30 protein-coding genes and 1 pseudogene are annotated in these 22,513 nt (G+C 71.2%); 11 read left to right on the top strand and 20 right to left on the bottom strand.

The genetic code is table 11. The features are described from left to right. Positions 1-54 precede the first annotated feature (54 nt). From ACYCO6_RS30885 to ACYCO6_RS30860, 6 genes and pseudogenes are all read left to right on the top strand, one after another. The gene (locus ACYCO6_RS30885) at positions 55-270 is read left to right on the top strand and encodes a hypothetical protein (protein WP_459766517.1); all 216 of its coding nucleotides are present in this window, start codon (positions 55-57) and stop codon (positions 268-270) included. A 10-nt stretch (positions 271-280) separates the two neighbouring features. After that, positions 281-526: pseudogene (locus ACYCO6_RS30880) on the top strand (hypothetical protein); the annotation flags it as partial. A 155-nt stretch (positions 527-681) separates the two neighbouring features. Further along, on the top strand, positions 682-1,146 hold the full coding sequence (locus ACYCO6_RS30875; RefSeq protein WP_459766515.1) for a response regulator: 465 nt from the start codon (positions 682-684) through the stop codon (positions 1,144-1,146). A 48-nt stretch (positions 1,147-1,194) separates the two neighbouring features. Continuing rightward, positions 1,195-1,842 (top strand): BON domain-containing protein, encoded by a 648-nt coding sequence (locus ACYCO6_RS30870; RefSeq protein ID WP_459766513.1) that lies wholly within the window; start codon positions 1,195-1,197, stop codon positions 1,840-1,842. Between the two features lie 73 nt (positions 1,843-1,915). Next, on the top strand, positions 1,916-2,728 hold the full coding sequence (locus ACYCO6_RS30865) for a universal stress protein (RefSeq protein ID WP_459766511.1): 813 nt from the start codon (positions 1,916-1,918) through the stop codon (positions 2,726-2,728). A gap of 27 nt (positions 2,729-2,755) precedes the next feature. Next, positions 2,756-3,205, top strand: a complete 450-nt coding sequence (locus ACYCO6_RS30860) for a host attachment protein (RefSeq protein ID WP_459766509.1) — start codon at positions 2,756-2,758, stop codon at positions 3,203-3,205. A gap of 42 nt (positions 3,206-3,247) precedes the next feature. Here the strand turns inward: ACYCO6_RS30860 and ACYCO6_RS30855 are convergent, their stop codons facing one another. The 6 genes from ACYCO6_RS30855 to ACYCO6_RS30830 all read right to left on the bottom strand — a co-directional run bounded on the left by ACYCO6_RS30855 (position 3,248) and on the right by ACYCO6_RS30830 (position 7,242). Beyond that, on the bottom strand, positions 3,248-4,108 hold the full coding sequence (locus ACYCO6_RS30855; protein ID WP_459766506.1) for a universal stress protein: 861 nt from the start codon (positions 4,106-4,108) through the stop codon (positions 3,248-3,250). Between the two features lie 15 nt (positions 4,109-4,123). Continuing rightward, positions 4,124-4,456, bottom strand: a complete 333-nt coding sequence (locus ACYCO6_RS30850; protein ID WP_459766504.1) for a c-type cytochrome — start codon at positions 4,454-4,456, stop codon at positions 4,124-4,126. Next, the gene (locus ACYCO6_RS30845; protein ID WP_459766502.1) at positions 4,456-5,271 is read right to left on the bottom strand and encodes a universal stress protein; all 816 of its coding nucleotides are present in this window, start codon (positions 5,269-5,271) and stop codon (positions 4,456-4,458) included. The genes ACYCO6_RS30850 and ACYCO6_RS30845 overlap by 1 nt, the downstream gene beginning before the upstream one ends. Positions 5,272-5,373: 102 nt before the next feature. Further along, entirely contained in the window at positions 5,374-6,357 is a 984-nt protein-coding gene (locus ACYCO6_RS30840; RefSeq protein WP_459766500.1) for a zinc-dependent alcohol dehydrogenase family protein, read from the bottom strand. Between the two features lie 10 nt (positions 6,358-6,367). Then, entirely contained in the window at positions 6,368-7,015 is a 648-nt protein-coding gene (locus tag ACYCO6_RS30835) for a BON domain-containing protein (protein WP_459766498.1), read from the bottom strand. A 26-nt stretch (positions 7,016-7,041) separates the two neighbouring features. Then, positions 7,042-7,242: a hypothetical protein gene (locus ACYCO6_RS30830; protein WP_459766496.1), complete on the bottom strand. Its 201-nt coding sequence runs from the start codon at positions 7,240-7,242 to the stop codon at positions 7,042-7,044. 132 nt (positions 7,243-7,374) lie between these two features. Between ACYCO6_RS30830 and ACYCO6_RS30825 the strand changes: the two genes are divergently transcribed. Further along, positions 7,375-9,942: a phosphoketolase family protein gene (locus ACYCO6_RS30825; protein ID WP_459766494.1), complete on the top strand. Its 2,568-nt coding sequence runs from the start codon at positions 7,375-7,377 to the stop codon at positions 9,940-9,942. 55 nt (positions 9,943-9,997) lie between these two features. Here the strand turns inward: ACYCO6_RS30825 and ACYCO6_RS30820 are convergent, their stop codons facing one another. The 9 genes from ACYCO6_RS30820 to ACYCO6_RS30780 all read right to left on the bottom strand — a co-directional run bounded on the left by ACYCO6_RS30820 (position 9,998) and on the right by ACYCO6_RS30780 (position 15,975). Then, on the bottom strand, positions 9,998-10,279 hold the full coding sequence (locus tag ACYCO6_RS30820; protein ID WP_459766492.1) for a hypothetical protein: 282 nt from the start codon (positions 10,277-10,279) through the stop codon (positions 9,998-10,000). Beyond that, positions 10,276-10,740, bottom strand: a complete 465-nt coding sequence (locus ACYCO6_RS30815) for a hypothetical protein (protein WP_459766490.1) — start codon at positions 10,738-10,740, stop codon at positions 10,276-10,278. Before ACYCO6_RS30815 ends, ACYCO6_RS30820 begins: the two co-directional genes overlap by 4 nt. A gap of 11 nt (positions 10,741-10,751) precedes the next feature. Then, positions 10,752-11,402 carry a BON domain-containing protein gene (locus ACYCO6_RS30810; protein WP_459766412.1) on the bottom strand — a complete coding sequence of 217 codons (651 nt, stop codon included), beginning with the start codon at positions 11,400-11,402 and terminating at the stop codon, positions 10,752-10,754. A gap of 93 nt (positions 11,403-11,495) precedes the next feature. After that, positions 11,496-11,840: a DUF1476 domain-containing protein gene (locus ACYCO6_RS30805; RefSeq protein WP_459766488.1), complete on the bottom strand. Its 345-nt coding sequence runs from the start codon at positions 11,838-11,840 to the stop codon at positions 11,496-11,498. Positions 11,841-11,961: 121 nt separating this feature from the next. After that, positions 11,962-13,287, bottom strand: coding sequence for a S41 family peptidase (locus ACYCO6_RS30800; protein WP_459766486.1), 1,326 nt, complete (start codon positions 13,285-13,287; stop codon positions 11,962-11,964). A gap of 131 nt (positions 13,288-13,418) precedes the next feature. Then, the gene (locus tag ACYCO6_RS30795; RefSeq protein WP_459766484.1) at positions 13,419-14,417 is read right to left on the bottom strand and encodes an ABC transporter ATP-binding protein; all 999 of its coding nucleotides are present in this window, start codon (positions 14,415-14,417) and stop codon (positions 13,419-13,421) included. A 57-nt stretch (positions 14,418-14,474) separates the two neighbouring features. Next, the gene (locus ACYCO6_RS30790) at positions 14,475-15,164 is read right to left on the bottom strand and encodes a helix-turn-helix domain-containing protein (protein WP_459766482.1); all 690 of its coding nucleotides are present in this window, start codon (positions 15,162-15,164) and stop codon (positions 14,475-14,477) included. Positions 15,165-15,286: 122 nt separating this feature from the next. Beyond that, the gene (locus ACYCO6_RS30785; RefSeq protein WP_459766480.1) at positions 15,287-15,511 is read right to left on the bottom strand and encodes a hypothetical protein; all 225 of its coding nucleotides are present in this window, start codon (positions 15,509-15,511) and stop codon (positions 15,287-15,289) included. A gap of 98 nt (positions 15,512-15,609) precedes the next feature. Then, on the bottom strand, positions 15,610-15,975 hold the full coding sequence (locus ACYCO6_RS30780) for an SPW repeat protein (protein ID WP_459766477.1): 366 nt from the start codon (positions 15,973-15,975) through the stop codon (positions 15,610-15,612). 298 nt (positions 15,976-16,273) lie between these two features. Between ACYCO6_RS30780 and ACYCO6_RS30775 the strand changes: the two genes are divergently transcribed. Both ACYCO6_RS30775 and ACYCO6_RS30770 read left to right on the top strand, forming a co-directional pair. Beyond that, entirely contained in the window at positions 16,274-16,591 is a 318-nt protein-coding gene (locus ACYCO6_RS30775) for a phasin family protein (RefSeq protein ID WP_459766475.1), read from the top strand. A 79-nt stretch (positions 16,592-16,670) separates the two neighbouring features. Next, positions 16,671-16,994 carry a hypothetical protein gene (locus ACYCO6_RS30770; RefSeq protein WP_459766473.1) on the top strand — a complete coding sequence of 108 codons (324 nt, stop codon included), beginning with the start codon at positions 16,671-16,673 and terminating at the stop codon, positions 16,992-16,994. 14 nt (positions 16,995-17,008) lie between these two features. Here the strand turns inward: ACYCO6_RS30770 and ACYCO6_RS30765 are convergent, their stop codons facing one another. From ACYCO6_RS30765 to ACYCO6_RS30750, 4 genes are all read right to left on the bottom strand, one after another. Further along, the gene (locus tag ACYCO6_RS30765) at positions 17,009-17,431 is read right to left on the bottom strand and encodes a BON domain-containing protein (protein ID WP_459766471.1); all 423 of its coding nucleotides are present in this window, start codon (positions 17,429-17,431) and stop codon (positions 17,009-17,011) included. Between the two features lie 264 nt (positions 17,432-17,695). Beyond that, complete coding sequence (locus tag ACYCO6_RS30760) at positions 17,696-18,085, bottom strand: response regulator transcription factor (RefSeq protein WP_459766468.1); 390 nt, start codon at positions 18,083-18,085, stop codon at positions 17,696-17,698. Positions 18,086-18,276: 191 nt separating this feature from the next. Beyond that, positions 18,277-18,885, bottom strand: coding sequence for a response regulator FixJ (gene fixJ / locus ACYCO6_RS30755; protein WP_459766466.1), 609 nt, complete (start codon positions 18,883-18,885; stop codon positions 18,277-18,279). Then, positions 18,875-20,425, bottom strand: a complete 1,551-nt coding sequence (locus ACYCO6_RS30750; RefSeq protein WP_459766464.1) for a sensor histidine kinase — start codon at positions 20,423-20,425, stop codon at positions 18,875-18,877. The genes fixJ and ACYCO6_RS30750 overlap by 11 nt, the downstream gene beginning before the upstream one ends. A gap of 308 nt (positions 20,426-20,733) precedes the next feature. Between ACYCO6_RS30750 and ACYCO6_RS30745 the strand changes: the two genes are divergently transcribed. Next, positions 20,734-21,594 (top strand): universal stress protein, encoded by an 861-nt coding sequence (locus ACYCO6_RS30745; RefSeq protein WP_459766462.1) that lies wholly within the window; start codon positions 20,734-20,736, stop codon positions 21,592-21,594. 14 nt (positions 21,595-21,608) lie between these two features. Next, a complete protein-coding gene (locus ACYCO6_RS30740) occupies positions 21,609-21,818 on the top strand; it encodes a hypothetical protein (protein WP_459766459.1) in 210 nt (69 codons plus the stop codon). A gap of 59 nt (positions 21,819-21,877) precedes the next feature. On the opposite strand, the gene ACYCO6_RS30735 is transcribed toward ACYCO6_RS30740, so the two are convergent. Further along, positions 21,878-22,249: a BLUF domain-containing protein gene (locus ACYCO6_RS30735; protein ID WP_459766457.1), complete on the bottom strand. Its 372-nt coding sequence runs from the start codon at positions 22,247-22,249 to the stop codon at positions 21,878-21,880. Positions 22,250-22,513: the final 264 nt, after the last annotated feature.

Here is a 22,513-nt window from a genome sequence, read left to right as displayed (position 1 = left end):
GCCGGCCGCGGCGAAAGCCAACGTTGCCCCATACCTCGAACCGGGAGACGCGCCATGCGCAGGTTCCTCGTCACCTTCCACAAGGTCGTTCCGGATGATTGCGGTCACGACCACCGCACCCTGCAGCAGCAGGCCGTAGTCCCTGCCTATTCCGAGCACGCCGCCGCCGCCGCCGCCAAGGCGCTGTTCTGCGAAGCGGCCGGGATCATCGACTGGCGGCTGCGGGCCGACACCTGCGATGTCGTCGAACTCACCGAACAGGCCGCCTGAGGAGAGCGCCATGAGCCATGACCTGACCGAACCCGTGCACTGGGAAGGCCGGCAATGGGCCGTGACCGGCTACGGCATTGAGGCGCTCGACGGGATGTACCACGTCCCATACTCCGAGATCGGGGATGCGGACGAACGGGCCATGCCCTGGTTGGAGGCGCTCTGCCGCCGATACGGAACCGACCGGGACGACTTGGCTGCGGCCCTCAAGGTGGCGCGCGCGATCCGACCCCGCGCCGGCGGTGCGGATCCGAAGCCGGCCCCGCGAGGTGGCGCGCGCGATCCGACCCCGCGCCGGCGGTGCGGATCCGAAGCCGGCCCCGCGAGCGCGCCTCCGTTGACCTAGCGCAAGGCGAGCCGCTGCGCTCGCGCCATCCTGCCCCCGAAGCAGAAGCAGACGGGAGGCGGCGCATGCAGCGTCAGGGGGACGAGGAGCGGACGATCGTGCTGGTGGCGGAGCCTCAGGCCTTGCCGGGGCTGTGGCTGGAGGATGCCCTGACCGATGCCGGCTGCGCCGTCAGCGGCCCTTACGGAGGCTGCGACGACGCGGTGGCGAGCCTCGACAGGGTGCCGCCGGACTTCGCCGTGCTCAGCGTCGATCTGAACCGGGGTTCCTGCTTCCCGCTGGCCTGCGCACTGCGCCGGCGCGGCATCCCCTTCGCGCTGATCTCCGGGAGCGCCCGCGTCCCGCGCCCCTTCTCGGACGTGCCCCTGTTCGGCCGGATCTTCGACGCCGGAGAGATGATCGGGACCGTCGTGGCCGGCGCGGCGCGGCGCGACCGTCGCGGCGCGGCCCGGACCTGCCCGATGGCGGCCGGAATCGAGGCCGGCGAGCCCTTTGCGCTGGATCAATGCCCGGCGGCCTGCGGCGCATAGCGTCGGTATTGGCCAGGTACAGCCTGGATTACATACGGGAGGTTGACGATGGGTGACAAGCTGATCCGCCAGGATGTCATCGATGAGCTCGACTTCGAGCCGAGCATCGATGCGGCCAATATTGGCGTCGCGGTCGAGAACGGCATCGTCACCCTCACCGGGCATGTCGGGACCTACGCGCAGCGCGTGGCTGCCGAGAAGGCGGTCCGACGGGTGCGCGGCGTGCGCGGCGTCGTGGAGGAGATCAAGGTGCGCTTGGCCGGCGAGGCGCCGCCCCGCGACGAGGATCTCGCGCAGCGCGCCGTGCAGATGCTCGACTGGTCCGTGACCGTGCCGAAGAAGGCCGTGCAGGTCCAAGTACAGGACGGCTGGGTGACGCTGACCGGTCGGGTCGAGTGGCAATACCAGAAGGAGGAGGCCTATCGGTCGATCAGGCGCCTCGCGGGTGTGGCCGGCATCATCAACAAGGTCGAGGTGGCCCCGAAGGCGAGCGCTCCCCAGGTGCAGTCCAAGATCGAGGCGGCCCTCAAGCGCAACGCCGAGCTCGAGGCGAACGCCATCAAGGTGAGCGTGAAGGATGCGAAGGTCACCCTGGAGGGCACGGTGCACGCTTGGTACGAGCGCGAGCTCGCCGAGAATGCCGCGTGGTCGGCGCCGGGCGTGCGCGCCGTCGAGGACCGCCTGACCCTGGGTTGAACCGCGGCGCGGGGGCCAGGGCCCTCGGACCCGAGCGCCCCCGCCCGTCGTCACCGCTTCCGGAAGATGTCCCATGACCTATGCCAGCATCATGGTCGCCGTGGATCTGACGGACCAGGCGCGGAACCGCGTTCGCTTGGCCGCCCACTTGGCCGACACCTTTCACGCGGGCCTGATCGGCGTCGCCGCGGAGCAGCCGGCCTATGCGGTTCCGCCTGTCGGGCCGACGCCGGCGAGCGCCTATGCCCTCGAAGCATCCAGCGAGATGGTCCTGAACGACCTCAGGCGCGCCCATGCGACCTTCGCGGAGATCACCGGCACGCGCAGCCGCATCGCCTGGCGCTCGAATCTCGGCATCCCGCTCGCCTTCGTGACCGCGCAGGCCGCCGCCGCCGACCTCGTCGTGGTCGGGCGTAGGACGGAGCCGGGCCCCGCGCTGTTCGCGGTCGATCCGGGCGATCTCGTGATGAATCTCGGTCGACCGGTCCTGGTGGTGCCGCCCCATGTCGACGTCCTCGATGCCAAGCGCGTCGTTATCGGCTGGCGGAACACCCGGGAGGCGCGCCGCGCCGTCTGGGACGCGCTGCCGTTCCTGACGCGGGCCTCGCAGGTCATCATCGTATCGGTCGCCGAAGACGGCGGCCCCGCCGACGGTCAGGATATCCTCGGCCTCGTCCGGGCCCACGACGTCCACGCCACCGCGATCCAGAGGCGGGCCCAGGGCCTCACGGCCGCGGAGGCGCTGATCGAAGTGGCCGCCGAGCAGGGGGCCGACCTGATCGTCACGGGTGCCTACGGCCACGGCCGCCTGCGCGAATGGGCCTTCGGCGGGGTCACCCGGGCCCTGCTGGCCGGCGCGCCCGTCTGCTGCCTGATGAGCCATTGAAGACATGAATCTGTCCGGAGCCGCCCCATGAGCGACACGCTCCCCCTGATGATCCCGCGCGGCGGCTACGTCGTGGTCGGAGACGGCCGCAGAGCCCTGGTGCTCCGCAACGACGGCCCCGGCATCCAGCCCTGCCTGCGCGTGCAGAAGGTCTTCGAGGCGGCTGCCAATCCGCCGACCCACGAGCAGGGGACGGACAGGCCGCCGCGGGTCCGGACCGCTGACCGGCGCAGCGCCATCGAGCAGGCGGACTGGCACGAGATGGCCGAGCACCGGTTCACCGGGGAGGTGGCCGCCGCGCTCGGCCGGACCCTGGATCCGGTCGCGGCCCTGGTCATCGTCGCCCCGCCGCGCACGCTGGCCGCCTTGCGTCATGCCCTCCCGGAACCCCTCAAGCGCGCCGTCATCGCGGAAGTCGCCAAGGATCTCACCAAGCACCCGGTGAGCGAGATCCAGAGGCAGCTCTGCAGCGTGTGAGCTCCGTCCGCGGCTGCCCTCCAGCGCCGCGATGCGCCATTCTCAATGCGCCATGAGCACCGGCAGGCGCGCATGCTCGATCACGTGGCGGGTGACCCCGCCGAGCAGGAACTCGCGCACGCGGCTGTGGGTGTAGGCGCCCAGCGCGAGCAGGGAGGCCCCCCGCCGCTCGGCCTCGGCCAGGATCGCCGCGCCGACCGGCGTCCCGTCCTGGGCCGGCAGGGTGACGGCCTCGGCCACGATCCCGTGCCAGCGCAGGTAGCCGCACAGGTCCGCGGCCCGCGCCTCGTCGAAGCGCTCGGTCCTCGCATGCACCACCGTGACCCGGGTCGCCTCGTGCAGGAGCGCGATGGACTGCCCGATCAGGCGCGTCGCCTCCAGGCTGCCGTTCCAGGCGATCACGACGTGGTCCAGCAGGTCGTGCGGAACCCGCTCGCCGACCATCAGCGTCGGCCGGCCGACCGAGAACAGCGCGGTGTCGAGCGCCCGCCCGGTGAAGGGCCGCTCCGGATCGGGCCGGTCGACGATGACGAGGTCATTGACGCGGCCCGCCAGCGTCAGGAGGGGCTCGACCTCGCCGGAGAGTTCGGTCCAGCTCGCGAAGGTGGCGTCGAGGCGCTCGGCCTTGCCGGTCAGCGGCACGCCTGCGCGCGCGCACCAAGCCTGCAGCGCCGCCCTGCCGTCGGCCGCCGCCTCGCGCACGCCCTGCTCGATCGCCGCGATGGTCCGGCCATCGACGGGCACGATGCTCGCCATGCCGGCCAGCACGTGTTCCGGCCCGGGCGCCAGGAAGCAGACGCCGATATGGGCCTGGAGGCGCCGGCCGAGACGCAGGGCGGCGTCCAGCCGGCGGGTCGGGTCGATCCCCGGGCCTGTGGGGACGAGCAGGCAGCGCAGGTACATCGGGGTTCTCCTCGCTCAGCGCTCAAGGGATTTCAGGTAGGCGATGAGGGCCTGCGCCTGGTCCGGATCGAACCGGAATTCCGGCATGCTGGGGTGGCCCGTGCGGATGCCCTCGGCGAGGGCCTCGCCGAGATCCTCGACGGGGTAGCGCGTGTGGAGGTCGCGGAAGGGCGGCGCCTCGGACCAGGGGCTGGCACCGGTGCGCCCGACGGCGTGGCAGCGGGCGCAGTTGTTGAGCGCCAGGGTCTCACCCTGCTGCACCTGCCGCTCCCGGGCCGCCGCGGGGCCGCCCAGCAGGACCACGAGGAGCACGAGGGACTGACCCACTTGGCTGGCTGACGGACGCATCAGTGGCTCATCAGGCAACACAGGGACGTGCTCCCCAGCATGTCCAGGGTCGCGCCGCCGAAGATCCACTCCCGGAGCCTGGAATGGCCGTAGGCGCCCATGACGATGAGGTCCGCGTCCTCGCGTCGGGCGAACCGGAGGATCTCGTCCGCCGTGCTGATCTGGGGCTTGTGCAGCAGATGGGTGGTCACGCCGACGCCATGGCCGGACAGGTAGGCGGCGATGTCCGCCGCGCCCTCATGGCGGGCATCCGGGCCCACCACCGCGACGTGGACCTGCTCGGCCCGCACCAGGAGCGGCAGGGCGTCCTGGACGGCCCGGCGGGCCTCGCGGGTATCCTTCCAGGCCACGACGATCCGCTTGGCCGCGAGGCGCTCGACGCCCGGCGGCGCGACGAGGACGGGGCGGCCCACCTCCATCAGCAGGGGGCCGGCGGAGATGCCCATCAGGCCCGGGTCGCCGTCCGACGGCCCGTGGCGGCCCACCACCACGAGGTCGGCGGCGCGGGCCTGCTCGACGAGATAGCTCAGGGGCTCGGCCAGAGCGGAGCGCCAGGCGGTCTTGACCCGGTCGCCCGCCTCCCGCCCGAACAGCGCGCGCGCCTCGGCCAGATCCTCGCGGGCGCGGCGGTCCTCGATCTCGAAGATGCGCTCCGACGCATCGGGGCTCTCGACGGGGATCATGGTGATGATCTGCCGGGCCGCGACGCCGGTCAGCGTGGCCTCGAAGCGCTCGGCGATGCAGGCGGCGAGCTGGATACGGTCCGCGGACGCGGCCCCGAGATCGACCGAGACCATGATGTTTGAGATCCGCATGATCGCCTCCCGCGCCCGGGCGCGTCGGCCCAGCCGGGATACCCTTCGCGCGCGCGCGCACCGGGGGCCTTGATCCAGCGCAAAGGGCGGAGCCCGAGAGGCTCAGGGCACCAAGACGGCGGCGCCCCGCAGGCGTCCGGACCGGTGCGCCGCGAGGGCCTCGTTCGCCTGGGCGAGGGGATAGGTGCGCGTCTGCGTGACGATGCCGGCGCGGGGCACGATCGCGAAGAACGCCCGCGCATCCGTCCGGGTGAGGTTGGCCACCGAGAGCACGGCCCGCTCGCCCCAGAGCCGGTCGTACGGGAAGGCCGGGATGTCGCTCATGTGGATGCCGCCGCAGACCACGCGGCCACCCTTGCGCAGGGCCTTGAGGGCGGCCGGAACCAGGCTTCCGTCCGGGGCGAAGATCAGCGCCGCGTCCAGGGGCTCGGGCGGGTCCTCGTCGGAACCGCCGGCCCAGACGGCGCCGAGCGCACGGGCGAAGGCCTGGGCCTCGCGGTCGCCGGGCCGGGTGAGCGCGAACACGCGCCGGCCCTGCCACCGGCAGACCTGGGCGACGATATGGGCGGCCGCCCCGAACCCGTAGAGCCCCATCGCCTCGGCCTCCCCGGCCATCTGGAGGGTGCGCCATCCGATCAGGCCCGCGCACAGGAGCGGCGCGGTCGCGACGGGATCGAGGGCCGGGTTCAGCGGGATCGTGAAGGCGGCCTCGGCGACGATGTGGCTGGCGAACCCGCCGTCGCGCGTGCAGCCGGTGAAGCCGGGAGCGTCGCAGAGATTCTCCCGGCCGGTCTCGCAGTAGCGGCAATGGCCGCAGGCGTGCCCGAGCCAGGGCACCCCGACCCGCGCGCCCGGGGCCGGATCCGTCACGCCCGCGCCGGCGGCCTCGACGATGCCGACGGCCTCGTGGCCCGGCACGATCGGGTAGACGGCCTGCGGCAGTTCGCCGTCGACGATGTGCAGGTCCGTGCGGCAGACGGCGCAGGCCTCGACGCGGATGCGGACCGCGCCGGGTCCGGGCTCCGGGTCGGGCCGCTCCTCGGGGACGAGGGGCTCGCCCACCGCGCGCAGGACCATCGCGCGCATCGGGGTGTCCTCAGCCGGCGAGGGTCAGCCGGTCCTCGACGGCGCGCACGCCCGGCGCCGACCACGCGGCCCGCTCGGCCAGTTCGCGCTCGCGCCAGACATCGACGCACCCGTCGAGGATCACCCGGTCGCCCTCGACCTGCACGCGGATCGTGTCCGGATCCTTGGTGCTTCGCTTCAGGGCCGCGAGGATCCGGGCCTTGATCTCCGTCGGCTGTGCGGGCGGCTTCACGGCGATGAGGTTGACGATGTCGGTAACCCCGGCGAGGCGCCGCAGGGCTTTGTCGACCTCGGCCTTCTGGTGGTAGTAGGGCACGCAGCCCTGCAGGGTCACGCAGCCCTTCTCGACCTTGACCTCCACCGACCGTTCCGGGATCTGCACGTGCCATTCCAGCACGCGGGCACACCGGTCGGCCAGCGCCTCGTCGCCGAGGCGCACGTTATCGGGGTAGCGCACCTCGATCTGCTCGACCACGGCCCGGACGCCGCGGACCCGGAGCGCGACGCGCTCGGCGATGCCCTTCTCGGCGTAGTTCCGGACGTGGCCGGAGAGCGTCACGATGCCGTTCTCGACCGCGACGCCGATCTGCGCCGCGTCGATCATCGGGGCATAGGCCAGCTCGTCGATGACGTGCTGGCGCACGGTCCTGTCGTCCATGGCCGTTTCCTCCGCGCGACCGGGTTTCAGAGGGCCAGCCAGAGCAGGACCGGGGCTACGATCGCGGCCGCGACGGCCAGGGCCAGCGCCTGCAGGCTGCCGATGGCCTGGTAGCGGGAACCGTCCGCGACAAGCGCGGGGCTCGGATCGTTGCGGGCGGCCAGCGTGACCGGCGCCCGGACGCGCCGCACCGTCCGGATGGTGGTGGATCGAAGCACCAGGGTCATCACGCACTCCCGTCCTGTCCGACGGCGGCATCCTGCCCGGCCCGCATCCGGGTGCCTTGATCCATCTCAAGGCTGCCGCGCCGCCCGGCCGGCACGGTCCCGCCCGGGAACCTGCAGGCATCGGAGGGCGGCATGGGCGAGCGGCACGCGACACGGCCCGAGGGCCAAGACGGTGACGGCGCGCACCCGGAGCGGCGCGACGGACCGGCCTTCGTGCCGGGGCCGCTGGCGCCCGACGGCCTCCGGCAGATCGACGCCTACTGGCGCGCCGCCAACTACCTGTCGGTCGGCCAGATCTACCTGATGGCCAACCCGCTCCTGCGCGAGCCGCTCAAGGCCGAGCACGTGAAGCCGCGGCTCCTCGGGCATTGGGGCACGACGCCGGGGCTGAACTTCATCTACGCGCACCTGAACCGCGTCATCCGGCAGCGCGACCTCGACATGATCGCCGTCTGGGGGCCGGGCCACGGCGCGCCGGGCCTCGTGGCCAACGCCTATCTCGAAGGCACCTACAGCGAGATTTACCCGGACGTGGCGCGGGACGCGGAGGGGATGGGCCGCCTGTTCCGGCAGTTCTCGTTCCCGGGCGGCATTCCGAGCCACGCCTCGCCCGAGCTGCCGGGCTCGATCCACGAGGGTGGGGAACTCGGCTATTCCCTGGCACACGCCTTCGGCGCGGCCCTGGACAATCCGGGCCTGACGGTCGCCTGCGTGGTCGGCGACGGCGAGGCCGAGACCGGGCCGCTCGCCGCCTCCTGGCACTCGAACAAGTTCCTCGATCCGCGCCAGGACGGGGCGGTGCTGCCGATCCTGCACCTCAACGGCTACAAGATCGCCAACCCGACGCTGCTCGCCCGCATGCCGGAGACCGAGCTGCGCAGCCTGCTGGCGGGCTACGGCTACGAGCCGATCTTCGTGGAGGGCAGCGAGCCGGCGCCCATGCACCAGGCCATGGCGACCGCCCTCGACGGGGCCCTCGACACGATCGCGTCGATCCGGGCCGCCGCGGCCCGGGGCGCGACCGGGCGCCCGCGCTGGCCGGTGATCGTGTTGCGCAGCCCCAAGGGCTGGACGGGACCGGAGACGGTGGACGGCAAGCCCGTGGAGGGGACGTGGCGTTCCCATCAGGTGCCGGTCGCTTCCGTGCGGGAGAACCCGGACCATCTCGCGATCCTGGAACGCTGGATGCGGTCCTACCGGCCCGAGGAGCTGTTCGGGGCGGAGGGCGCCCTCATGGCCGACCTCGCCGCCCTGCCGCCGAAGGGCCCGCGGCGCCTCTCGGCCAACCCGCACGCCAACGCCCATGGGACGCGGCCCCTACGTCTGCCGGATCTGCGGCGCTTCGCGGTCCCGGTGCCGGATCCCGGCCGGACCCGGGCGGAGGCGACCCGGGCGCTGGGCGCCTATCTCCGGGCGACGCTCAGCCTCAACGCGCAGGCGCGCAACTTCCGCATCATGGGACCCGACGAGACCGCCTCGAACCGGCTGGACGCGGTGTTCGAGGTGACGAGCCGCGCCTGGCAGGAGGCGATCCTGCCGGGCGACGACCATCTCGCCCGGGACGGGCGCGTCATGGAGGTGCTGAGCGAGCATCTCTGCGAAGGCTGGCTCGAAGGCTACGTCCTCACCGGCCGTCACGGGCTGTTCGCGACCTACGAGGCATTCGTGCACGTGGTCGACTCGATGGTGAACCAGCACGCCAAGTGGCTGAAGTCCTCGCGCGACCTGCCCTGGCGCCGGCCCGTGCCCTCGCTCAACATCCTGCTCTCGTCCCATGTCTGGCGACAGGACCACAACGGCTTCAGCCACCAGGATCCGGGTTTCATCGACTTCGTGGCCAACAAGCGCGGCGACACGGCCCGCATCTACCTGCCGCCGGACGCGAACTGCCTGCTCTGTGTCACCGACCACTGCCTGCACACCTTCGACCGCATCAACGTCGTCGTGGCGGGCAAGCAGCCGGCCCTGCAATGGCTGAGCCTGGACGCGGCGGCGAAGCATTGCGCGGCGGGCGCCGGCATCTGGACCTTCGCGTCGAACGACGGCGACGCGGAGCCCGACGTGGTGATGGCCTGCGCGGGCGACGTGCCGACCCAGGAGACTCTGGCCGCGGTGGACTGGCTACGCCGGCACGTCCCGGAATTGCGGGTCCGGGTGGTGAACGTCGTCGACCTGATGACGCTGCCGTCGCGCACGATGCATCCGCACGGGCTCGACGACCCGACCTTCGACAGCCTGTTCACGCGCGACCGGCCGGTGGTGTTCGCCTACCACGGCTATCCGTGGCTGATCCACCGGCTGACCTACCGGCGGACGAACCACCAGAACTTCCACGTGCACGGCTTCATCGAGGAGGGCACGACGACGACGCCCTTCGACATGTGCGTACTCAACCAGCTCGACCGGTATCATCTCGCGCAGGCCGCCCTCCGGGCCGCCCCCCGGCTCGGGGCGCGGGCCGAGCACGCCGAGCAGGCGCTCCGGGAGGCGCTCGCCGCCCATCGGGAGTATGTCTGCCGGACCGGCGACGACCTGCCGGAGGTGCGGGACTGGGTCTGGCCGGAGACGCACGCGCTCGAGGATCCCGACCGTCGCCGGACCGAGGGTGACATCATGCAGTGCGGGCCGGCCGAGACGGACGAGCCCCGCCCGGGCGGGACCGTGGACGGCTGGACGGTCGTCGGGGAGACGGGGCGATGAGGCCCGCCCGCGGTGTCCCGGACGGAGTCCGGGTCACCCGGGGCGGTGCCTCCGCTCAGCCGAGGGCCTCGTCGGCATAGTCGCCGCAGTCCAGGCCGAGCGCGACCGCCGTCGCGGGCGTCTCCGGCTGGTCGGGCGCGCTGTCTTCCCCGGAGGATGGCGTGGCCGCACCGGCCACCGGCTCCGTCGGCCGGAACAGGAACCGGTCCATCTCGTCGGCCCAGATGAGCGGCAGATCGAGCCAGAGCGCGCGCCACATGGCCAGCCACGGATCCTCGCCCAGGGGCAGGTCCGGCCCGGACCCCCTGTAGGGCGGAGGCGGGGACATCGGCATCATGCGTGACCTCCCATCATGGCCTCGCCGACGCGGGCGACCAGGAAGGTATGGTAGGTCGCGTCATCCGCCTCGCGGATCGACACGTACTCGCCCTCGACGAAGGCGTGCGTGCCGAGACGGTAGCCGGGTTCATCGTCGTCCGTGGTCCGGTCGTCGTAGTCGATCAGCCACGTGGCGCCGCCTTCGCCGCCGGCCCGATGCACGAGCCGGCCGTGGCGGTCGGGCTCGCCGGTCCAGAAGCGGCGCACGCGGCAGCGGTCGCGGGCCTCGCGCCAGAGCGCCGCGTCGAGGTGGCCATCCGGTCCGAGCGGGGCGACGATCTCGTAGCCGCGTCCGGCGCTTCCGTCCGGATGGTCCGGGCAGCGCGCCAGGGTGAGCGTCACCCGGTGCAGGCCGGCCGACGGGCCTGGTGACCCCAGTGGCCGGGCGGGTGCGACGGGGTCGGGGGCTTGATGCGGCATGGTTGTTCCTGTCAGGCGAGGGCGACGATGCGGTCGTTGACGGCGCGCACGCCGGGCACGGACCAGGCGGCGCGCTCGGCGGCCTCGCGCTCGGCCCAGGCCGAGACGGCGCCCTCCAGGGTGACGGTGTCGCCCGCGACGCTGACCTTGATGGCGTCGGCCTCGAACAGCGCGCTGCGGCGGAACGCCTGCAGGATCTTGTCCTTGACCGCGCTGGGCGGGACCCGGGGCTGGACCGTGATCAGGTTGGTCACCCCGTGCACGCCCGACAGCTTGCGCACCGCTGCCTCGGCGGCCGCCACCTGGTACTGCCAGGCCACCGCGCCGGTGAGCGTGATCCAGCCGCCGGCGACTTTGACCTGGAGGGCGTCCTTGGGCAGGTGCACCGACCAGTCGATGATCGCCAGCGCCCGGGCGGCGATCTGGTCGTCGGCGACCTTCTTGTCGTCGGGGTAGCGGACCTGGATCTCCTGGGCGAGGGCGCGCACGCCCCGGACGCGGCGGGCGGCGCGCTCGGCCTCGACCTTCTCGGCGTAGCTGCCGACATGGCCGGTGAGCGTGACGACGCCGTCCGCCACGCTCACGCCGATGGCGCCAGCGTCCAGGCTGGGATCGAAGTCGAGCTCGTCGAGCACGGCCCGGCGCAGGTCCTTGTCGGTCATGGCGTCCCTCCCGGCCTGCCTCCCGCAGGCCCGTTCCGAAGAGGCCCGGCCCGAAGGCTCCCGGCCCGCAGCCTCGGGCGGACTCTGCCCGCCCTAGACCGGCGAGCCTTGATCTAGCGCAACACCAACCCCACCCACCGCACGCGCCAGCGCGGTGCACCTGTCCATCTCCTGGCGCAGGGCGGGGAGGGATTCGTCGACCCCGGCCGCGTTCAGGTCCGCCTGGAGCTTGGCGATCAGGGCCTCGTCGCCGGTCACCACGCCGTGTTCGATGAAGGCGGTGACGTAGCCCTCCGCGGCCCGGCCGGTCAGGCGCATCCGCTCTGCGGCCCAGGTGGCCAGGAGCCGGTTGCGCCGGTTGCGCGCGTGGAAGCGCAACTCCTCCTCATGCGCAAATAGGCGCTCGAAGGCCTGCTCGCGCTCGTCGAACGTCGTCATGGGGAGCCTCCCTCTCGGGCCCGTGCCAGCCGCCAGCGGCTTGCAGATCGGGCATTCTCGGTTCGGCCATGGCGGCGAACCTTGAGGCAGATCAACGCTCGACCCGCCCGCCGGTCCGCCGTCACGGGCCGGCGGACACGGTTCGAAGATGCCGGAGCGCCGCCCGGAGCTGCGGGTCCTGCGCGGGCTCGACGCGGGCATCGTCGATCGTGCCGCCCTGCAGGGATCCGCCGCCCGGCAGAGACTGGCTCCGCAGTCGGCCGTCGTCGCGCTGCCCCGTCCTGTCCTCCCGGGGCACCACACGGTCGGGCTCGATGCCGTTGCCCTCGATCTGGCGGCCCGCCGGTGTGACCACCCAGGCCGTGGTGAGGCGCAGACCGCGCCCGTCGCGGTGGGCATAGGTCGTCTGGACAGCCCCTTTGCCGTAGGTGTGCGTGCCGATGATCGTGGCGCGTCGGTGATCCTGGAGGGTGCCGGCGACGATCTCGGCCGCGGACGCGGTGCCGCCATCGACGAGGACGACCAGCGGCAGGCCGTCGATCAGGTCCCCTCCGGTCCTGTCCAGCGCGAACCGCTCGACATGGTCGGCGCCCCGACCGACCAAGCGGACAATCTCCCCGCGCCCGAGAAACGCGCCGGCCACCGCGATGGCCTGCACGACGAGGCCGCCCGGATTTCCGCGAAGGTCGAGGACGAAGCCGGTGAGAAGGCCGCGGCCGATGCCGGCCTTCAGATCCGCCACTGCCCTAAGCAGCCGTCCGGTGGTGAATTCGTCGAAGTGGTCCAGGCCGACATAGCCGACCGTGCCCAGGGCGCGCAGGCGCACCGGATGCAGCGGCAGCCATTCCCGCGTCAGGACAATCTCGGCCGGGGCCCGGTCCGTCGGGCGGAGGACCCGCAGGCGCAGCGCGGAGCCCGGCTCGCCGCGCAGACGGTCCACGAGTTGGTCGCGTCCGAGCGCCTCGACGGCGATGCCGTCGAGGCGCTCGATGACGGTCCCGGGCACGAGGCCGGCCCGCGCCGCGGGCGCATCCGGAAGCGCGGTCCGGACCCTGCCGCCTGCCTCGACCTCAACGCCGATGCCGGCATAGCTTCCGGTGTCCTGCTCATCGAGGCGACGAAACTCGGCCGCGGTCAGGTACCGTGAGTGCCGATCGAGCGAGGCGACCATCGCGGCGATGGCGGCATCGACCAGCTGGCTCTCCCTGCGCGACTCGACTGCCAAAGTCCGGACGGCGTGGAACGCGTCTCCGAACACGGCGAGAGCCCGGTAGGGCTGCGCGACGGAGGCGGCCGGCTCGGGGCCGGCAACCCGCGAAGCCGGGCTCGCCAGGACGGCCAGGATGGCGCCGAACAGGCCGGCGAGCCCGACGATCCATCGGACCCCCGTGCCGCGGCGGCCGGGTCTGCCGCCTGCCGCCGACCCGCCGCGGGTCGTGCCCCTCATCGTCCAACCCCAGTCTGCGCGGAGGCCGGCACCTCTCGGAGGCGGCCGGTCCCTCGTGACGGCCCCTGCCGCCACCGGACCGGCCTCGAGCGAGGCGTGCGCCCTGGCTGCCTCGCGGGCCTTGAGCTGGATCAAGATGCGGGCTGCCCGGGCAGGGCGTCGAGCGCCTGGCGCAGCAGCCCGTACTTCGCCTGGGTCACGCGCAGGTCGCGGAACCAGTCGACCAGACCGCCCCAGGGATCATTGAGCTGCTTCAGGCCCGCCACGAACGCGACGACGGTTCCGACCTCCGCCTCGCCCAGGACCACGAGGTAGCCGCCCAGGCCCAGCGTGCCCGCCACGCCGGCATGGTGCATCAGGTTCATCAGGAAGTTCATCGAGAACTTCAGCTTGAAGATGCCCATGTTGAGGCCAAACACCCGGTCGACCCGCGTCATCTGCCGGTCCGGCAGGACGAACTGAGGTGTTTCGATGATGCCGCCGCCGATCCGGCGCAGGATGTTGGTCCTCACGACCACGCGACGGTTGATGGCCCGCTGCATCAGCGGGACGAAGACCACCTGCGGCGCGAACACGGCCAGAGCCAGGGCCGCCATCGGCGGGTTGAGGTAGAGCATGTAGGTGAACGTGCCCGCCACGATCCCGCCCTGCAGCACGGGCTCCGACACGCTCAGGCCCACGAAGGCGCCCACCGGTTCCACCTCCGCCAGGACGAGGGAGACCTCCACGCCCTCCACCTTCGGGAGCGCCGCGGGATTGAGGTCGCGCAGGTCTCTCAGGAGCGTGTGGCGGAGCCAGCGAACCGCATTCTCGCTGACGTAGCTCCGGTACACGTTGAGCCCGAGCTTCAGGACGCCCATCGCGAGAGCGACCGCACCGTAGAGTGCGGCAATCAGCACGATGGTCCGGGCGCTTCCGCCCAGGACCGTCGCGTTGACGATGCGCCGCTGCAGCTCGAGGGGCGCGAGGTCCGCCAGGAAGAGGGCGCAGGAGAGCGTCACCAGGGCCAGCTGGTGCGGTGCGCTGGCCGTCCTGATGAAGGCGGCCAGCGTACGCGGTGTGAGGACGCCGCGTTGCGGGCGGCCCAGGCCGCGCAGGCCCGGTCCGGCGGCCGTCAGAGCGAGGGACATGACAGGCCCCTGGTCCCAGGAGGCGGCTGTCGCGCCGCGGGCGGCGCGGCCGCCGGCTCAGTCTTCGACCATCCGGTGCAGGCGGTCCCGCCGGAGCGTGACCGTCCGGGTTCCGGATCGCAGCAGGGCCTGTTCGCCCTCCAGCTGCGAGAGGGTGCGCGACACGGTCTCGATGGTCAGGCCGAGGTAGTCGGCGATGTCGCGCCGGGTCATCGGCAGGGCGAAGGTGCCCGTCGCGCCGAGCCGCTCGTCGGCATCGAGGAGGAAGGCCGCGACGCGCTCCAGGGCCGAGCGGCGCCCGAGCAGGAGCGCGAGATCCTGGGCTTGACGCAGATTGTTGGTCGCCATGCTCCAGAGCTGGCAGGCGACCTCCGCCCGATCGGTCGCGGCACGCTCGATCTGGCGCCGCTTGAAGATCAGGACCTTCGTTTCCGACAGGGCCTCCGCCGTATGCCGGTGGGTTTCGCCCTGCTCGAAGCCGAACAGGTCGCCGGGCAGGTGGAAACCGGTGATCTGCCGGCGACCGTCGCTCAGCACCTTGTGGGTGCGCACCGCGCCGTCGAGCACCTTGTAGACGAACTCGGCCTCTTCGCCCTCGCCGTAGACCTCCTCCTCGCGGGCGTAGGAGAAGGGCGTCCCAATGAGTTCGGGGCAGTTGGCGAAGAGGATGCTGCCGTGGACGCCCGCCGCCGTGACGAAGGCGGTCGAGACTCGCGGTGCTTCCGGCGGCGTGAACTCGGTCGTCATCGCTCTTCTCCTCACCTATGTTGGTTGAGGGGAAGGTGCCCGGGACACGTCCGCGGCGAAATTCCGGTCGGTCGCTTAAGCAGGTCCGCTTAAGGAAAACTACGTAGGCGCGGCCCTCGGGCTCAGACCCCGGCGACCGCGACGAACATCCAGCCGCCGAGGGATTCCGGAAGCGCGGGCAGGTTGTTCCGGGCCATGAGCAGGGATGCGACCGCGACGACGAGCCCGTAGGCCAGGGCGGCAAGGACGGGCGTGACATGCTCGGCCCGATGACCCAGGGCCTGGATCGACGCGCAGCCTACCGTGAATACACCGGCAATGACGAGGGCGAAGGGGTCGAACGGCATGGCTCTGCTCTGCAACCGAGGGACAGACGCCGCCGGCGGCATTGAGGCCCCACGCGGCATGCACCGGCGCGCCCGTTCACATGACGGGTGCACCGCGATCAGAGGGCGTGCGGACGGGGCGCGTTGAGCTGCCGAAGCTCGATCCCCGCCATGGCGGCGACCGCGATCCCGATGACGACGTGAACGCCCATGGCGTACTGCATGTCTGCGAAGCCCAGCGCCCAGGGCGCGATCGCCACCCAGAACCCGAGCGCGAGGTTGAGGTACTCCTCCCACTCGTAGGCTTTGCTGAGGGCGAGCACCGCGATCGCCGCGATGGCGCCGCCGCAGATCCAAGCATTGCGCGCGGCGGCGCTTTCGTTGGCCAGTCCCAAGTACCAGGGCGCCAGGAACAGCGCGACGCCGAGGACGACGATCAGCACGTTCAGGACTATGTCCTCGGTCCGGTTCTCGAAGGTTCGCATCGGCTCCTCCTCTCGGAAGAAGGCCCTGGCGCCCAGAGAGTTGGATCGCATTGGCTCCGGGGCCGGACAGCAGACGGTCTACTGCCCTCGATAAGCGAAGCATTTCATGAGAAGCGCCCGAGGCATTGATTTGGCTCAAGGCTGGACTGTCGAATCGGTGGCTGTATACCTTGAGTTTTATTAACCTATCATAGAATTCTGGTCGGGATTTGATTACGCTGGGGCGGGGTTGATCTGGATCAAAGCGGCGGCGGAGCTGATGGGGACCGATGCCGGGCACTGCATCAGGAGACGCCCCATGGATTCCGGACCCACCACGCTTCCGCACCCCGAAGGACCCACCAACCCGGCCGAGGCCTTCGGCGTCGGTCTGAACGCGTGGCACTCCCTCGCGATCGGTCTGCCGCTTCGGATCGCCGCGGAGACGATACGCTTCACGGGGCGCCGCCTGCAGGCGCAGGCGGATCATCTGGCGGCTCTGGCCCGGTGCGGCTCACTCAAGGACGCGGTCGAGCTTCAGACGACGTTCCTGACCGAGAGCGTGTCCGATTACCGCGCCGAGGCGACGACCCTGTCGCAAGACGTGAACGCGGCGGCCTTCCCCAGAGCGGCGTGATCTGGCGTCGCCGGGGGCGTTCGCGGCTCCGGCGCAGCCTGCCGACCTTATCCGACACTGCCTCAGCAGGATGGCCCGCTTGCCGATCAGACGAGCCCTGCCGACCTTCTATCGCGTGTTCCAGTGCCGGCGGAAGCCGGGGCTGTGCTGTGCCGTGCGCCGGGACATGCTGATCCCGGACTTCATCCGCTCGCAGAGCTGGGACTTCGGCGCCGATCTGTGCGAGAACGACAGCCTGCCCTTCGGCTTCCAGCCTGCCCCGGCGCGCGAGGCCACCGCGGCTCTCGGCTATTACCTGTTCCACCATCCCAGCGAGACCCTGGCCTCGCGGCATTCGCGGCATTGGACGCGAGATCTCCCGGCTTCAGGAGACTTCGTACGGTCAATCCAAGTCGAGGCCTGAGAGGCGGCTGCCGGCTACCCCTCGTCCTCGTCGGTCAGCCGGCGGCCGCCTCTCGTGACGGCGCTCCGGGGACCAGGGTCGATCTGAATGCGGTTCACGACGGCGCGCACCCGGGCGACGCTGCGCACACCATATTCCACGGCTTTCCTGGCCTCCGGGTGGTCCACCGCTCCGGTGAGCCTCACGACGCCGTCCGTGACCGCGATGCCGATCCGCGCGGGCTCGAAGGCCGGCACGAACGCCATCGCGTCGAGGATCCTGCGCCGGAGACCCGCATCCGCTGCGGCTCCGGAGGCGTTGCCCCGCAGATCCGGGCGCGCTCCGGCGACCTCCGGCAACCGGCGCAGCACGCGGAGGATGTGGAGACGGAGCGCGGGGCCGAGATCGGGCTGGTTGTGCTCCGGCGTGGGCGCTGAGGGGGATCGGGGATACGGCACCGGTAGAGCCTCCTCCTCAAGGTGGCGGGGCGTGACCGTGCCGTCCCGATGCACCGTCTCGAAAACCTGCTCTCCTGAGCGGCCGACGCGGGCGCCGCCCGGCGCGATTGCGGCAGATCAAGGTCGTGCCGCCGAGAGCCGGTCAGACATGAGGGTCAGTCGGATGGGGAAGGCGCACGCTGCCCCTCAACGTGCGCTCTGGGCCGATCCGCGCAAGCCGCCGCGCCCGCGAACTCCTGCGGCGGGCTGGCCGCATGCCGGGTCTCAGGACGGGGTTGCGGAACGCCCGTCGCCTCCGCCGGCGGCGAGCATGCCCAGGAGCGCTTCGAAGGCGAGGGGCTTCTCGACCAGCGGCACGCCGGCCGCATGGGCCCGGGTCCGGATGCCTGGATCGGGGTGCCCGGTGATCAGGACCACGGGCACCCGGGCATCGAGGCCGCGCAGCCGGCTGCAAACCTCGAGGCCGTCGATATCCGGCATGAACTGGTCGAGGAGAACGAGCGCCGGGCTCGGACCGGGAAAGGCTGCCAGAAGCTCCTGCCCGCTCGCGAAGGCCGCAACAGGGTGGCCCTCGCTCTCCAAGAGGAAGCGGGTCGAGTGCAGGACGGCCGGATCGTCGTCCACGATGTAGATAGTTGAGTCGTTCGACGACATGATACGTGCACCGGTGCTGATGTCAGGCGGCTTAGAGCCATGCCCGATCACCGCGCGGTGGAGCATGGCCCAGAGCCTTCGATGTCACGGGCTCGCCGACGAGCCGGCATCCACGGCGCCGGCGAGCGTTCGAGACCGGGAACCTCTAGCGGGAGCGGCGTCCCTCGGCCTTGATCTCCCTCAACTCGCGCTCACGCGAGGCCGGCCAGCACCGTCCGGCGCACCAGCTCCTGCAGGCTGCCGACCTGCGTCTTGGCCATGAGCTTGGCGCGATAGATCTCGACGGTCCGCGGGCTGATCGCGAGGGCGCGGCCGATCTCCTTGCTGGTGCTGCCGGTGACCAAGTGCTCCAGCACCTGCCGCTCGCGTTCGCTCAAGGTGTCGACCCGGCGGACGAAGTCCTGCAGCATCGGATCGGGGGCCTCGGTCGCGCCGCTGCGCTCCAGGGCGGCGTGCAGGGCCTGGACGAGGGCGGCGTCGTCGAACGGCTTCTCGATGAAGTCGCAGGCCCCGAGCTTCATCGCGGCGACCGCCAGCGGGACATCCCCATGCCCCGTCATCATGACGAAGGGCAGGTGGTGGCCCGCCGACTGCAGGCGGCGGAGCAGTTCCAGCCCGTCGATGCCGGGCATGCGGATATCGGTCAGGACGCATCCGCGTGCGGACTTCGGGAGCCGGTCCAGGAGGCTCGACCCGCTGTCGTAGAGCGCCACGTCGAAGCCGGCGGCCTCGAGCAGGAAGGCGAGCGAGTCCCGCATGGCCGGGTCGTCGTCCACCACGTGCACGAAGCTAGCTGCCATGGGCATCATCTCCATCGTGCGTCGCCGGCAGCGTCAACCGAAAGGTCGCCCCTCCGTCGCCATTGCGCCCGGCCGTCAGGCGGCCGCCATGCGCCTCGACGATGGTCCGGCAGATCGACAGGCCGACGCCCATGCCGCTCGTCTTGGTGGTCACGAAGGGGTTGAACAGCCGGTCCGCGACCTCCTCGGCGATCCCGGGACCGGTATCCGCGACCGCGATCTCGATCATGGCGTCCGGGAGCGGCTGCACGGTGATGACCAGCTCGCGCCGCTGGGAGAGCTGCATGGCTTCCCGGGCATTCCGGATCAGATTGACCAGAACCTGCTGCACCTGCACCCGGTCGGCCAGGACCGAACCGACTCCGGGATCGAGCCGGACATGCGCCCGGGTGCCTTCCTCGCGGGCCCCCACCAGGGCCAGAGCGCCGGCTTCCTCGATCAGCTGCGCCACCGGCTCGGCCCGCTTCTCCGTCTCACCCCGCGCGACGAACTCGCGCAGCCGGCGGATGATCTGCCCGGCCCGCAGGGCCTGCTCCGCGGTCTTGTCGAGCACCTCGATCGTCCGGGCGATCCTGTCCGGATCGGGCTGGGCGAGGAGCCGGCGGCATCCCCTGGTGTAGTTGCTGATGGCGCCCAGCGGCTGGTTCAGCTCGTGGGCCAGCGTCGAGGCCATCTCGCCCATCTCGCTCAGGCGCGAGATGTGAACCAACTCGGCCTGAAGCTCCTGGAGCTTGGCCTGCGTGCGCCGGTGTTCGGTGACGTCGTTGATGAAGCCGGTGAAGAACACCTGCTCGCCCGAGCGCATCTCGCCGATGGCGAGTTCCATCGGGAAGGTCGAGCCGTCCCGCCGCAAGCCAGTGACCACCCTGTTGGTTCCGATGATGCGGTGCTCCCGCGTCCGCCGGTACCGGTCGAGATAGCCGTCGTGCTCGCTCCGCATGGGCTCGGGCATCAGCATGCGGACGTTCTGACCGACCGTCTCGGCCGCCGTGTAGCCGAAGAGGCGCTCGGCCGCCGCGCTGAACGAATGGATGACCCCGGCCTCGTCGATGACGATCATCGCCTCCGGGATGGTGTCGAGGATGGATTGCAGGTGCGCCTCGCGGGCGCGGAGTTCTGCCTCGGCGCGCTTCTGCTCGTCGATGCTGAAGATGACGCCGCGGTGCCGGCATGGCCGTCCGTCCGGGTTGAGCTGCACCTGGCCGCGCGAGCGCAGCCAATGGCTATGCCCGTCCGGCCGCATCACCCGGTAGTCGACTTCGTAGCTGCCTCCGGTCCGCAGCGCCCGCTGGATGGCCTCCGCCCGGGCCTGCCGGTCGTGCGGGTGCACCAGGGCCTGCGACGCCGCGAAGGTGGTGAGTGCCTCGGGCGGTACGCCGAAGAGCCGGGCGCAGGTCGGCAGCACCATGACGCGCCCGGTCGGGATATCCAGGGACCAGATGCAGACGCCGACCTCGTCGAGCGTCTGACGGAGCTCGCCGGTGGTCAATGCCCCGCTGTCGCCTTGAGCCGTGCTCGGCAGAGCGACGGAATCTGTCATCGGTCACCCCCCCCCCGCGGAGTCGCCCGCGACGCGACCGCGAATCTCCCCTGAGCCGACGATGCACCGGAATACTGCCGTACCTCCAGATTGGGCTGCTGATAACGAGTCTTCCGCAATGCGTCCGGTTTCTGATAACCCAAGTTACTGCTAATCGGCCGTGGGGAACAGCCGTAAAGCCGGCGCGGATCGGGTGTCAGATCCGCCATTGGTGCAACCCGATTCGCCTCGGCGGCCGCTTGCGTTGGATCAAGGCTGCCCGGACAGGGACGGCCGATCATGGGGCCGGTTCAGACCGGAGACGACCCATGTCCAAGACCGTTCCATCTGCTCTCTCGGCTATCCGCGACGTTCTCGTCGGCGTCGCGGTGGAGAGCGAGAGCGAGGAGGCTTCCTCGGCCATCGGCTATGGCCTGACGCTCGCCAAGGCGGCAGGCGCGCACCTGACGGTGCAGTCGGCCGCTTGGCGCCTGTCGGGTGACGATGTCTGGCTCGGCGAGTTCACCGACGATGGCTTCGCGCGCCTCGACCGCCGCCTCGACGAGATGGCCCGCTCCCTCGCGGATCGCGCGGCCGGTGACGCGGCGCAGGCGGGGGTGGTCTGCACCACGGAAGCGGGGAGCCTCCCTTACCCGGATCTCGTGAGCCGGCTGGCGGCCCGGGCGCGTCTGCACGATCTGACGGTCCTGGATTCGGGGCCGCGGATCTGCGACCTCGACCGCGAGACCGTCGAGAAGACGGTGTTCCAGAGCGGCCGTCCGACCATCGCGGTACCGCCGGGGCACGCGGCCTTCGCCGCAGGGCGGATCATCGTCGCCTGGGACGGCAGCGCTCAGGCCGCCCGCGCGGCGAATGACGCCCTGCCGTTCCTGCGGGCGGCCGAGGCGGTGGAGATCGTCTCGGTGGGCGAGGAGAAGGAGATCCACGACTCCGTGCCGGGCGCCGAGTTCGCGCCCCACCTCGCGCGGCACGGCGTCAACGTGACCGTCAACGACCTGCCGGTCTCGGGTAACGTGGCCGACACGTTGCGGAGCCAAGCCGGGCTCTTCCGGGCCGACATGATCGTCATGGGGGCCTACCGGCATTCCCGCGCCCGGGAGTTCCTGTTCGGCGGCGTGACGCGCTCGCTCCTGCGGAGCAGTCCCGCCCCGCTGTTCCTGGCGCATTGACGAAGGAGGTGCCCATGGCCCGGCGAGAAACGCTGCGCCCGGCCCGTACCCGGGCCCTGCGGAGGAACAATCCCCTCCACCGAATCCGGAAACCCCGCCCGGCCCGGCCGCGACCCGACGAGGCGACCGCGCAGAAACCTCCGCTGCCGGCGCTGGACGGTGTGCCGCCCCTGGACGAGGAAGGCCTCCGCGCGCTGGAGGCCGGCTGGCAGTTCATGGAATGAGCCGCCGGTCTGTCCCGAACCCGCCGGCCGCGCCCGGCTTCATGCGCGACGACGGTTTCTCAACGGGCATCCCGCGCAAAATCCTGCATCACCCCGATCAGACGCCGCAGGTGGTGCGGGTCCGGGTGCGGTGAGGTCCGGTCGGCCAGGGCCATGATCAGCCCCTCGACAAAGGTGGAGGCGCCGGAATAGGCGAGCGACCAGCCCGGAAAACGCCGCCGCTCGATGTCGTCGTACAGGAGCACCTCGACGTCGGTGTGACGTCCGTCGCGGCGAATGCTGTCCATCAGCGCGTCCACGGCAGACCGCTGACCCTCCAGGATCTGCGCGAACCGGCCCCGGGACGCGATGAGCGCCCCGGTTACCTGCCACTGGGCGTTCCTGGCCCGCGACACGGCGACGATGTCCTGAACGTCGTCGGCCGTCGCCAAGGCGCCGGCTGACGTAGAGCAGCGACCGCTCCAAGCCCCTCTCCCTTCACCAGCCTCCCCGGAGCACGCTCACGCGCCGAAGAGGCATCCGGTTCGGCACAGGAGAGCGTGTTCAGCCAACGCTCTAGGGCATATGCAGGACAATGGAATTCAGTTTCCGGCAAGCGTCACAAAAATCGCCGTGAGATCGCGCCGGCTGCGCTGTCCCTGGAAAAGCCGCACGCTCGGGTCGCCCGTCCTTGGTTTTACGAAGCCGCCGCTCCC

The organism is Methylobacterium sp. CM6257 (assembly GCF_054611515.1).
This window is presented reverse-complemented; position numbering and strand designations above follow the sequence as displayed.

Coding starts and splice junctions, on each gene's coding strand:
- ACYCO6_RS30885 (WP_459766517.1), top strand. CDS start 55: ATGCGCAGGTTCCTCGTCACCTTCCACAAGGTCGTTCCGGATGATTGC.
- ACYCO6_RS30875 (WP_459766515.1), top strand. CDS start 682: ATGCAGCGTCAGGGGGACGAGGAGCGGACGATCGTGCTGGTGGCGGAG.
- ACYCO6_RS30870 (WP_459766513.1), top strand. CDS start 1,195: ATGGGTGACAAGCTGATCCGCCAGGATGTCATCGATGAGCTCGACTTC.
- ACYCO6_RS30865 (WP_459766511.1), top strand. CDS start 1,916: ATGACCTATGCCAGCATCATGGTCGCCGTGGATCTGACGGACCAGGCG.
- ACYCO6_RS30860 (WP_459766509.1), top strand. CDS start 2,756: ATGAGCGACACGCTCCCCCTGATGATCCCGCGCGGCGGCTACGTCGTG.
- ACYCO6_RS30855 (WP_459766506.1), bottom strand. CDS start 4,108: ATGTACCTGCGCTGCCTGCTCGTCCCCACAGGCCCGGGGATCGACCCG.
- ACYCO6_RS30850 (WP_459766504.1), bottom strand. CDS start 4,456: ATGCGTCCGTCAGCCAGCCAAGTGGGTCAGTCCCTCGTGCTCCTCGTG.
- ACYCO6_RS30845 (WP_459766502.1), bottom strand. CDS start 5,271: ATGCGGATCTCAAACATCATGGTCTCGGTCGATCTCGGGGCCGCGTCC.
- ACYCO6_RS30840 (WP_459766500.1), bottom strand. CDS start 6,357: ATGCGCGCGATGGTCCTGCGCGCGGTGGGCGAGCCCCTCGTCCCCGAG.
- ACYCO6_RS30835 (WP_459766498.1), bottom strand. CDS start 7,015: ATGGACGACAGGACCGTGCGCCAGCACGTCATCGACGAGCTGGCCTAT.
- ACYCO6_RS30830 (WP_459766496.1), bottom strand. CDS start 7,242: ATGACCCTGGTGCTTCGATCCACCACCATCCGGACGGTGCGGCGCGTC.
- ACYCO6_RS30825 (WP_459766494.1), top strand. CDS start 7,375: ATGGGCGAGCGGCACGCGACACGGCCCGAGGGCCAAGACGGTGACGGC.
- ACYCO6_RS30820 (WP_459766492.1), bottom strand. CDS start 10,279: ATGATGCCGATGTCCCCGCCTCCGCCCTACAGGGGGTCCGGGCCGGAC.
- ACYCO6_RS30815 (WP_459766490.1), bottom strand. CDS start 10,740: ATGCCGCATCAAGCCCCCGACCCCGTCGCACCCGCCCGGCCACTGGGG.
- ACYCO6_RS30810 (WP_459766412.1), bottom strand. CDS start 11,402: ATGACCGACAAGGACCTGCGCCGGGCCGTGCTCGACGAGCTCGACTTC.
- ACYCO6_RS30805 (WP_459766488.1), bottom strand. CDS start 11,840: ATGACGACGTTCGACGAGCGCGAGCAGGCCTTCGAGCGCCTATTTGCG.
- ACYCO6_RS30800 (WP_459766486.1), bottom strand. CDS start 13,287: ATGAGGGGCACGACCCGCGGCGGGTCGGCGGCAGGCGGCAGACCCGGC.
- ACYCO6_RS30795 (WP_459766484.1), bottom strand. CDS start 14,417: ATGTCCCTCGCTCTGACGGCCGCCGGACCGGGCCTGCGCGGCCTGGGC.
- ACYCO6_RS30790 (WP_459766482.1), bottom strand. CDS start 15,164: ATGACGACCGAGTTCACGCCGCCGGAAGCACCGCGAGTCTCGACCGCC.
- ACYCO6_RS30785 (WP_459766480.1), bottom strand. CDS start 15,511: ATGCCGTTCGACCCCTTCGCCCTCGTCATTGCCGGTGTATTCACGGTA.
- ACYCO6_RS30780 (WP_459766477.1), bottom strand. CDS start 15,975: ATGCGAACCTTCGAGAACCGGACCGAGGACATAGTCCTGAACGTGCTG.
- ACYCO6_RS30775 (WP_459766475.1), top strand. CDS start 16,274: ATGGATTCCGGACCCACCACGCTTCCGCACCCCGAAGGACCCACCAAC.
- ACYCO6_RS30760 (WP_459766468.1), bottom strand. CDS start 18,085: ATGTCGTCGAACGACTCAACTATCTACATCGTGGACGACGATCCGGCC.
- fixJ (WP_459766466.1), bottom strand. CDS start 18,885: ATGGCAGCTAGCTTCGTGCACGTGGTGGACGACGACCCGGCCATGCGG.
- ACYCO6_RS30750 (WP_459766464.1), bottom strand. CDS start 20,425: ATGACAGATTCCGTCGCTCTGCCGAGCACGGCTCAAGGCGACAGCGGG.
- ACYCO6_RS30745 (WP_459766462.1), top strand. CDS start 20,734: ATGTCCAAGACCGTTCCATCTGCTCTCTCGGCTATCCGCGACGTTCTC.
- ACYCO6_RS30740 (WP_459766459.1), top strand. CDS start 21,609: ATGGCCCGGCGAGAAACGCTGCGCCCGGCCCGTACCCGGGCCCTGCGG.